The organism is Desulfobacter sp. (genome assembly GCF_050177295.1).
Window position 1 is genome coordinate 1 of the sequence record NZ_JBFXHE010000419.1, and the last position, 3,851, is coordinate 3,851.

Below are 3,851 nucleotides of genomic sequence, written 5' to 3' on the forward strand. Positions count from 1 at the left end.
TGGTCGAGGAATGCACCGGTGCCGGCAGCACACCCTGAATTATGCCGCTGGCCTCTGTAATTGCCGTGGCTGTCAAACAGGCTTAGGAAAAATTTTTCCCCGCCCACATGCAGAATAGCGCTGAAATCCTTATGGATGTGACGTGCACTGCGTATTACTGCTACCTGTTCGTCAACACTGATCATTGCATTGACATCTTCTGGTGTGGATGCGGTTTTAGCCGCATGGGTCACGGATGAAAGAGCTTTGTGAGCCAGCATTTTTGTCAGACATGTCCTGACATCGCCATGGTGGTATTCAGATGCTTTATGCAGAAGATTGCCGTTCATATCAATAACGGCAAGATGAACGGATACGGATCCGGCATCAATGCCGAGTATCGTGGCTGGTTTTTCCATGCTTAAATGTGCTCCCTTACTTGGTTCCAGAATGCGTTGACCCCGTCAAACCAGCCTTCCAGAAATTTTTTTTCATGATCAACACCACCTTGCTGGGCATAGCGGGTCAGGTCATGGGCATCGTAGATGTGCTTGAAATATGCTTTAAAACGGCTGTGCCGGACAATTTCATGTCCGGCATCACACGTATCGTCACAATCCAGTACGTATAACAGATCCTGGTAATGGGCTCCCTGGGCCCAGCCAAAGCCCAGGTTCCGGCCTGCATTGTAGAAATTTTTAAGCCACTGCGCCTTTTCCTGCTGAAGCCGGTTGATAACCTGGGTCATGTCAAACTCTTCACAAAGCTTTTTGCTAAAGGCCTCTTTTCTTTCAATGGCATCACTCAACGCATCCTGAAACAGTTTTGAAAGGTTAAAGGCGCTTCTCCATGCATTGAGTTTTTCATGCAGTCTGTCCGGGATGCTCAAAGTAATTTTCTGGGTCATGGCAAATATCCTGAATGGAAATTTTTATATTCTCATGCCAATACGTATTGATATATAGAATACGTGTCAAGTCTTTTTATCAGGGGGCATGGATTTCAAACCAGGTTTATCAAGTATTGGGCATCAGGCGCAAACAGCTTGTCTTTTGAAAAAAGAACGCTTATAAAGTAGGACTATGTTCAAACTGCGTATTGAAAAATTAGGCTTAGCCTGTGTTGACGGAACCCGATCCCTTGGGCGAATATCAATCTTCTTTCTCCAGGGGATCTGCCAGAATTTTGTGCCTTTTGTTCAGATTTCCAAGATTATGGAACAGGTCTGGTTTATTGGTGCAAAATCCATGTTTGTCATCGTTTTAACCGCCATATTCACCGGCATGGTTTTAGGGCTTCAAGGGTACTACACCCTGGTGGATTTTGGTTCCGAAGCTGCCCTTGGATCAGCCGTTGCCATGAGCCTTATCCGTGAGCTTGGGCCTGTGCTGGCCGCCATCATGATTACGGCCAGGGCCGGGTCAGCCATGGCTGCGGAAATCGGTGTCATGCGGATTTCAGAACAGATTGACGCCCTTGAAACCATGGACATCCATCCGGTGCGGTTTACCTTTTCTCCGCGCCTGGCAGGGTCCATTATCAGTTTTCCGCTTTTAACCGCTCTTTTTGATGTTACAGGCATATTTGGCGGATTTCTGTCCGGCGTCATGATGCTGGGCGTCAACCGCTATATGTATATGGACAGAGTGATCCGGAGCATTGAACTTGCCGATATCACCGGCGGGTTTGTCAAGGCCTTGGTATTTGGCGTGATTGTCTCTACCATGTGCTGTTATAAGGGGTTTTTTACCCATCTGTCAGGGGCCCAGACAGGGCAGGGCGCTAAAAGCGTGTCCTTGGCCACCACCCATGCGGTTGTCAATTCCTGTATCCTTATTCTGGTCTCCGATTACATCATCACCTTTTTTCTGGTTTAATCATGGCTGAGCCTTTCATTGAACTGATAGATATTCACAAAAGTTTTTCCGGCAACACTGTGCTTGACGGGGTCAATCTAACCATTGAAAAGGGGATGGTGACGTGCGTAATCGGTAAAAGCGGTACCGGAAAATCTGTTTTGCTCAAACATATTATTGGTCTGATGCAGGCGGATTCCGGTCAGGTCTGCGTGAATGGTATACCCACAAATCAAATGGACAAGACGCAAAGACACCGGTTTTACAGGCAGATATCCTATATGTTTCAGGATAATGCCCTGTTTGATTTCTTAACGGTGTGGGAAAACATTGCCCTGCCGTTAACCGAGAAAAGAAAAGTGCCCATGGATCAGATCCGGCAGCGGGTAAAGGAAAAAATGCAGATGCTGGAGATCAGCAACCACGAAAATAAATATCCCGCCCAGTTGTCCGGAGGGATCAGAAAGCGTGTGGCCCTTGCCCGGGCCCTGATTACCGAGCCTGTTGCCGTGCTTTTTGACGAGCCCACGTCAGGGCTTGACCCGGTCAGAAGAAACAGTGTTCATGCCATGATTTCCACATACCAGAAAGAATTCGGCTTTACCGCTGTTATTGTCAGTCATGGCATCCCGCAGATATTTACCATATCACAGCGTGTGGCCATGCTTGACCAGGGTAAAATTATTTACTTTGGAAAAAGTGATGGCATTTTCCATACTGATAATGAAAGAGTAAAAGCCTTTATCTCAGGAAAAGAGGCCTGATACGTTAAAAAAATAAGGACAGGTTCATGAAATCAATTAATAAGGAATTATATGTAGGCGTCTTTGTTCTTATCGGCCTTTTGTGTGCGGGATATCTTACGGTTGTCCTGGGCAATGTCCGGCTGTTCAGCCCAAAGGGGTATACACTGTATGCATATTTTACCTCTGTAAGCGGTTTGAAAACCGGTGCCAGCATAGAGATGGCCGGTGTTGAGATCGGCAATGTTTCTGACATCTTGCTGGACAAAACGCGTCTGGAGGCAAAGGTTGCTTTCAGGATCAACCCGGGGATACAACTCAGCGAAGACAGCATTGCCTCTGTAAAAACCGCAGGCATCATCGGCGAAAAATATATTTCCATTTCTCCGGGCGGATCTGATATCATGCTTGAAGATAAAGATGCGTTTGATAATACCGAATCCGTTCTGGATATTGAATCCCTGGTCAGAAAATTTATCTTTAAAAATGAAAACTGATTCATGAACAGATGAAAACCGCAGGAGAAATATCTATGAAATCTTATCTGACCCTTTCTTGTCTGGTCCTTATTGTTATGATACTGACACTGACCCCAGGCATTGCTGTTGCCGGCAATACAGCCGGTCAAACCGGACAAACGGCTTCTTCTCTATGTTCTGATCCAGGCTCTGACCAGGCAGCTGACGCAGCCACCCGGGCATATACGGCAGAGGATGACGAATTTGAGGCTGATATTTTTCAGGGGGATCAGGCAGATCAGGACAATCATGCCATGGTAGCAGACCCCCTTGAAGGATTTAACCGTGCTGTATTCGTCTTTAACGATAAATTTTACATGTATGGCTTAAAGCCGCTGACAAAGGGGTATGCCCGGGTCGTTCCCATCTTTGCCCGTAAAGGGATTAAAAATTTTTTTAACAACCTGTTTTTTCCCATCCGTTTTGTCAATGACCTGCTCCAGGGCAAGGGTGAAGCTGCAGGCATGGAATTCTCCGCCTTTTTCATCAACATAACCCTTGGTTTTGGCGGATTGAATGATTTCGCCCAGAAGTATGTGGGCATAAGGCTTCAGGACGAAGATTTTGGTCAGACCCTTGGATCATACGGCATTGGCAACGGATTTTACCTGATGTTTCCCGTTCTTGGCCCTAGTTCCTTGAGGGATGCCGTGGGCAGGGCAGGGGACTGGTTTATTGATCCCATCAATTATGCACAGCCCTGGGAATTATCCTGGGGGGGGCGGGGGCTTGAAACTGTGAACGGGGCATCATTT

General features: G+C 46.9%; 6 protein-coding genes. 4 read left to right on the top strand and 2 right to left on the bottom strand.

Annotated features, from left to right (window positions below):
* The coding region (locus AB7U36_RS20230; RefSeq protein WP_428161434.1) for a hypothetical protein at positions 1-398 on the bottom strand (398 nt) is incomplete at its 3' end.
* Positions 399-400: 2 nt separating this feature from the next.
* On the bottom strand, positions 401-886 hold the full coding sequence (locus AB7U36_RS20235) for a hypothetical protein (RefSeq protein ID WP_428161435.1): 486 nt from the start codon (positions 884-886) through the stop codon (positions 401-403).
* Between the two features lie 175 nt (positions 887-1,061).
* On the opposite strand from AB7U36_RS20235, the gene AB7U36_RS20240 reads away from it, so the two are divergent.
* From AB7U36_RS20240 to AB7U36_RS20255, 4 genes are all read left to right on the top strand, one after another.
* Complete coding sequence (locus tag AB7U36_RS20240) at positions 1,062-1,856, top strand: MlaE family ABC transporter permease (RefSeq protein WP_428161436.1); 795 nt, start codon at positions 1,062-1,064, stop codon at positions 1,854-1,856.
* Between the two features lie 2 nt (positions 1,857-1,858).
* Positions 1,859-2,599 carry an ABC transporter ATP-binding protein gene (locus tag AB7U36_RS20245; protein WP_428161437.1) on the top strand — a complete coding sequence of 247 codons (741 nt, stop codon included), beginning with the start codon at positions 1,859-1,861 and terminating at the stop codon, positions 2,597-2,599.
* A gap of 26 nt (positions 2,600-2,625) precedes the next feature.
* A complete protein-coding gene (mlaD, locus tag AB7U36_RS20250) occupies positions 2,626-3,075 on the top strand; it encodes an outer membrane lipid asymmetry maintenance protein MlaD (protein WP_428161438.1) in 450 nt (149 codons plus the stop codon).
* 35 nt (positions 3,076-3,110) lie between these two features.
* Positions 3,111-3,851 (top strand): MlaA family lipoprotein (locus tag AB7U36_RS20255; RefSeq protein WP_428161439.1); only part of this gene is annotated, 741 nt, incomplete at its 3' end.

Excerpts from the sequence above, each read along its gene's own strand:
- AB7U36_RS20235 (WP_428161435.1), bottom strand. The coding sequence starts at position 886 with ATGACCCAGAAAATTACTTTGAGCATCCCGGACAGACTGCATGAAAAA.
- AB7U36_RS20240 (WP_428161436.1), top strand. The coding sequence starts at position 1,062 with ATGTTCAAACTGCGTATTGAAAAATTAGGCTTAGCCTGTGTTGACGGA.
- AB7U36_RS20245 (WP_428161437.1), top strand. The coding sequence starts at position 1,859 with ATGGCTGAGCCTTTCATTGAACTGATAGATATTCACAAAAGTTTTTCC.
- mlaD (WP_428161438.1), top strand. The coding sequence starts at position 2,626 with ATGAAATCAATTAATAAGGAATTATATGTAGGCGTCTTTGTTCTTATC.